The sequence below is a fragment of the Acidovorax sp. FG60 genome, assembly GCF_057808995.1.
The window spans coordinates 1-5,821 of record NZ_JBMDJC010000046.1; the positions used below are offsets into that span (position 1 = coordinate 1).

General features: G+C 50.5%; 2 tRNA genes and 3 rRNA genes. All 5 read right to left on the minus strand.

Going from position 1 to position 5,821, the window contains the following annotated elements:
- Positions 1 to 12: 12 nt before the first annotated feature.
- The 5 genes from rrf to ACODS0_RS27825 all read right to left on the minus strand — a co-directional run bounded on the left by rrf (position 13) and on the right by ACODS0_RS27825 (position 5,314).
- Positions 13 to 125 (minus strand): 5S ribosomal RNA (gene rrf, locus ACODS0_RS27805).
- Between the two features lie 154 nt (positions 126 to 279).
- Positions 280 to 3,158 (minus strand): 23S ribosomal RNA (locus ACODS0_RS27810).
- A gap of 346 nt (positions 3,159 to 3,504) precedes the next feature.
- Positions 3,505 to 3,580, minus strand: a tRNA-Ala gene (locus ACODS0_RS27815).
- Between the two features lie 33 nt (positions 3,581 to 3,613).
- A tRNA-Ile gene (locus ACODS0_RS27820) sits at positions 3,614 to 3,690 on the minus strand.
- 91 nt (positions 3,691 to 3,781) lie between these two features.
- A 16S ribosomal RNA gene (locus ACODS0_RS27825) occupies positions 3,782 to 5,314 on the minus strand.
- The 16S, 23S and 5S rRNA genes sit together here with 2 tRNA genes alongside, the layout of an rRNA operon.
- Positions 5,315 to 5,821: the final 507 nt, after the last annotated feature.

A 5,821-nucleotide genomic window follows, 5' to 3' on the forward strand; every position in this document is an offset into this window, starting at 1 on the left:
TGGGCTGTAAGAGCCTGACGATGACCTACTTTCACACGGGAACCCGCACTATCATCGGCGCAAAGTCGTTTCACTGTCCTGTTCGGGATGGGAAGGAGTGGTACCAACTTGCTATGGTCATCAGGCATAACTGGGTGCTGGGCTGTTCGAGAAACAGCCTAGCGAATTCATAGAGTTTGGAATCAGATTTTTGTGTCTTTTGACTGCGTCAACTTGGCATAACAATCTTTGAGCTTTTCACGCATCCCTTGCGGTTTGCATATTGGCTATCAAAGTTATAGGGTCAAGCCGCACGAGCAATTAGTATCAGTTAGCTTAACGCATTACTGCGCTTCCACACCTGACCTATCAACGTCCTGGTCTTGAACGACTCTTTAGGGGGCTCAAGGCCCCGGCAGATCTCATCTTGAAACGAGTTTCCCGCTTAGATGCTTTCAGCGGTTATCTCTTCCACACTTAGCTACTCGGCAATGCCACTGGCGTGACAACCGATACACCAGAGGTGTGTCCACTCCGGTCCTCTCGTACTAGGAGCAGGCTTCCTCAAATCTGCAGCGCCCACGGAAGATAGGGACCAAACTGTCTCACGACGTTTTAAACCCAGCTCACGTACCTCTTTAAATGGCGAACAGCCATACCCTTGGGACCGGCTACAGCCCCAGGATGAGATGAGCCGACATCGAGGTGCCAAACACCGCCGTCGATATGAACTCTTGGGCGGTATCAGCCTGTTATCCCCAGAGTACCTTTTATCCGTTGAGCGATGGCCCTTCCATACAGAACCACCGGATCACTATGTCCTGCTTTCGCATCTGCTCGACTTGTCAGTCTCGCAGTTAAGCACGCTTATGCCATTGCACTATCGTCACGATGTCCGACCGTAACTAGCGTACCTTCGAACTCCTCCGTTACGCTTTGGGAGGAGACCGCCCCAGTCAAACTGCCTACCATGCACTGTCCCCGATCCAGATAATGGACCTAGGTTAGAACCTCAAACACACCAGGGTGGTATTTCAACGTTGGCTCCATGACATCTAGCGACATCACTTCAAAGCCTCCCACCTATCCTACACAGATCTGTTCAAAGTCCAATACAAAGCTACAGTAAAGGTTCATGGGGTCTTTCCGTCTTTCCGCGGGGAGATTGCATCATCACAAACATTTCAACTTCGCTGAGTCTCAGGAGGAGACAGTGTGGCCATCGTTACGCCATTCGTGCAGGTCGGAACTTACCCGACAAGGAATTTCGCTACCTTAGGACCGTTATAGTTACGGCCGCCGTTTACTGGGACTTCAATCAAGAGCTTGCACCCCATCATTTAATCTTCCAGCACCGGGCAGGCGTCACACCCTATACGTCCACTTTCGTGTTTGCAGAGTGCTGTGTTTTTATTAAACAGTCGCAGCCACCGATTTTTTGCAACCCCGTTGGGCTCGCCTTGTACAGGTTCACCTACTTGGGGCATACCTTCTCCCGAAGTTACGGTATCAATTTGCCGAGTTCCTTCTCCTGAGTTCTCTCAAGCGCCTTAGAATACTCATCTCGCGCACCAGTGTCGGTTTGCGGTACGGTCGTCAATAGCTGAAGCTTAGTGGCTTTTCCTGGAAGCAGGGTATCACTCACTTCGTCTGCAAGCAGACTCGTTATCACCCCTCATCTAAGCCCGGCGGATTTGCCTACCAGGCACGACTACAGGCTTGAACCAACATATCCAACAGTTGGCTGAGCTAACCTTCTCCGTCCCCACATCGCACTATTGATCGGTACAGGAATATTGACCTGTTTCCCATCAGCTACGCATCTCTGCCTCGCCTTAGGGGCCGACTCACTCTACGCCGATGAACGTTGCGTAGAAAACCTTGCGCTTACGGCGAGGGGGCTTTTCACCCCCTTTAACGCTACTCATGTCAGCATTCGCACTTCTGATACCTCCAGCATCCGTTACCAGACACCTTCACAGGCCTACAGAACGCTCTCCTACCACGTGCAATAAATTGCACATCCGCAGCTTCGGTAACTGGCTTAGCCCCGTTACATCTTCCGCGCAGGACGACTCGATCAGTGAGCTATTACGCTTTCTTTAAATGATGGCTGCTTCTAAGCCAACATCCTGACTGTTTTAGCCTTCCCACTTCGTTTCCCACTTAGCCAATTTTAGGGACCTTAGCTGGCGGTCTGGGTTGTTTCCCTCTTGAGTCCGGACGTTAGCACCCGGTGCTCTGTCTCCCAAGCTGTACTCGTCGGTATTCGGAGTTTGCATAGGTTTGGTAAGTCGCCATGACCCCCTAGCCTAAACAGTGCTCTACCCCCGACGGTAATACTTGAGGCACTACCTAAATAGTTTTCGGAGAGAACCAGCTATTTCCAAGTTTGTTTAGCCTTTCACCCCTATCCACAGCTCATCCGCTAGTTTTGCAACACTAGTCGGTTCGGACCTCCAGTACCTGTTACGGCACCTTCATCCTGGCCATGGATAGATCACTTGGTTTCGGGTCTACACCCAGCGACTGATTCGCCCTATTCGGACTCGATTTCTCTACGGCTTCCCTATTCGGTTAACCTTGCCACTGAATGTAAGTCGCTGACCCATTATACAAAAGGTACGCAGTCACCCTTGCGGGCTCCTACTTTTTGTAAGCATGCGGTTTCAGGATCTATTTCACTCCCCTCCCGGGGTTCTTTTCGCCTTTCCCTCACGGTACTGGTTCACTATCGGTCGATTACGAGTATTTAGCCTTGGAGGATGGTCCCCCCATATTCAGACAGGATTTCTCGTGTCCCGCCCTACTTTTCTCTAGCTTAGTACCACACGTCTGTTTTCGCATACAGGGCTATCACCTGCTATGGCCGGACTTTCCATTCCGTTTTGCTAACAGTCGTGCTATCACTAGAAGGCTCTTCCGATTTCGCTCGCCACTACTTTCGGAATCTCGGTTGATGTCTTTTCCTCGAGCTACTGAGATGTTTCAGTTCACCCGGTTCGCCTCGCATACCTATGTATTCAGTATGCGATACCTCTTGCGAGGTGGGTTTCCCCATTCAGAAATCTCCGGATCAAAGCTTATTTGCCAGCTCCCCGAAGCTTATCGCAGGCTATCACGTCTTTCGTCGCCTGTAATCGCCAAGGCATCCACCACATGCTCTTAGTCACTTGACCCTATAACTTTGACGTTTCTTTCGAAACATCGCCATCTAATCTTTCAAGGACTTGCCAGGTCTTTCACCTGACGCGTTATGCCGTAAACAACTTCAACTCTTTCGAGTTGTCATCGTATTACTTAAGAATTTCAAACTAGGTTTGAATATTCGTTTTGACGCAATCAAAAATTCTTGTTGCTAGCGGCACGGTCTGCACTAAACCTTTACGAATGTGCAGTTTCCGCTAGCAACTCTGATTCGACTCTATGAATTTTTAAAGAACAGCCGATTGATCAATCGATATTGATCAACAACAAAGCAGCCTCTTGCAAAGCAGCTTTGGTGTTGAATTTCCGAATTGTTGTTGGTGGAGGATGACGGGATCGAACCGACGACCCCCTGCTTGCAAAGCAGGTGCTCTCCCAGCTGAGCTAATCCCCCAGTGTCCTCTTACCGTATCCGTCCATTGGAATTTGGTGGGTCTAGTTGGGCTCGAACCAACGACCCCCGCCTTATCAAGACGGTGCTCTAACCAGCTGAGCTACAGACCCATTCCCCATCCTTGCGAATGACTTCGCAAGTCAGTGGCTTGTTCCAACAACCGATAAGTGTGGGCGTTCAATATTGAATGCAGTTTTCCAGAAAGGAGGTGATCCAGCCGCACCTTCCGATACGGCTACCTTGTTACGACTTCACCCCAGTCACGAACCCTGCCGTGGTAAGCGCCCTCCTTACGGTTAGGCTACCTACTTCTGGCAGAACCCGCTCCCATGGTGTGACGGGCGGTGTGTACAAGACCCGGGAACGTATTCACCGCGACATTCTGATCCGCGATTACTAGCGATTCCGACTTCACGCAGTCGAGTTGCAGACTGCGATCCGGACTACGACTGGCTTTATGGGATTGGCTCCCCCTCGCGGGTTGGCAACCCTCTGTACCAGCCATTGTATGACGTGTGTAGCCCCACCTATAAGGGCCATGAGGACTTGACGTCATCCCCACCTTCCTCCGGTTTGTCACCGGCAGTCTCATTAGAGTGCCCAACTAAATGTAGCAACTAATGACAAGGGTTGCGCTCGTTGCGGGACTTAACCCAACATCTCACGACACGAGCTGACGACAGCCATGCAGCACCTGTGTTACGGTTCTCTTTCGAGCACTCCTCTATCTCTAAAGGATTCCGTACATGTCAAAGGTGGGTAAGGTTTTTCGCGTTGCATCGAATTAAACCACATCATCCACCGCTTGTGCGGGTCCCCGTCAATTCCTTTGAGTTTCAACCTTGCGGCCGTACTCCCCAGGCGGTCAACTTCACGCGTTAGCTTCGTTACTGAGTCAGTGAAGACCCAACAACCAGTTGACATCGTTTAGGGCGTGGACTACCAGGGTATCTAATCCTGTTTGCTCCCCACGCTTTCGTGCATGAGCGTCAGTACAGGTCCAGGGGATTGCCTTCGCCATCGGTGTTCCTCCGCATATCTACGCATTTCACTGCTACACGCGGAATTCCATCCCCCTCTACCGTACTCTAGCTATACAGTCACAAATGCAGTTCCCAGGTTGAGCCCGGGGATTTCACATCTGTCTTATATAACCGCCTGCGCACGCTTTACGCCCAGTAATTCCGATTAACGCTTGCACCCTACGTATTACCGCGGCTGCTGGCACGTAGTTAGCCGGTGCTTATTCTTACGGTACCGTCATGGACCCCCTTTATTAGAAGGAGTCTTTTCGTTCCGTACAAAAGCAGTTTACAACCCGAAGGCCTTCATCCTGCACGCGGCATGGCTGGATCAGGCTTTCGCCCATTGTCCAAAATTCCCCACTGCTGCCTCCCGTAGGAGTCTGGGCCGTGTCTCAGTCCCAGTGTGGCTGGTCGTCCTCTCAGACCAGCTACAGATCGTCGGCTTGGTAAGCTTTTATCCCACCAACTACCTAATCTGCCATCGGCCGCTCCGTCCGCGCAAGGCCTTGCGGTCCCCTGCTTTCATCCGTAGATCGTATGCGGTATTAGCAAAGCTTTCGCTCCGTTATCCCCCACGATCGGGCACGTTCCGATGTATTACTCACCCGTTCGCCACTCGTCAGCATCCGAAGACCTGTTACCGTTCGACTTGCATGTGTAAGGCATGCCGCCAGCGTTCAATCTGAGCCAGGATCAAACTCTACAGTTCGATCTTGATAAATTTAAAGTCTTTCGACTTAACTCATAAAAACGGAATTGAAGTGAACTTCACTTCTATTCTCATGAGCGTTTGTAGTGCTAAGCACTAGTTCCAAAGAACTTGGCACTCGCCATCAAACGCCCACGCTTATCGGCTGTATATTTTTAATGAACCGGATCACTCACAAGACCGTAGTCTTCTTTGCTTTCCCAACCTAGCTGCGATCAGCTGAGCCTTGAATTCTAGCACAGTTTTTGAAGAACTGTCAAACTTTTGAAAACTTTTTTGTTTTCACCACTTTTCAAACTCAGCATCTTGCGACACCCTGCTCTACTTAGCGAAGCCTTGAATTATATACCGGTTTTTACACCGTCTACAACCCAAAACCAAAATTTCTTCTTTCACCTTCTCGACATCAGCAGCAACAGGGCCTAGACCCCATCACCGCCCACATCTTCAGCGTCACCACATTTCTGCAGAACCGCCTCAGTAGCGAAGCCCTCGACTATAGCACTA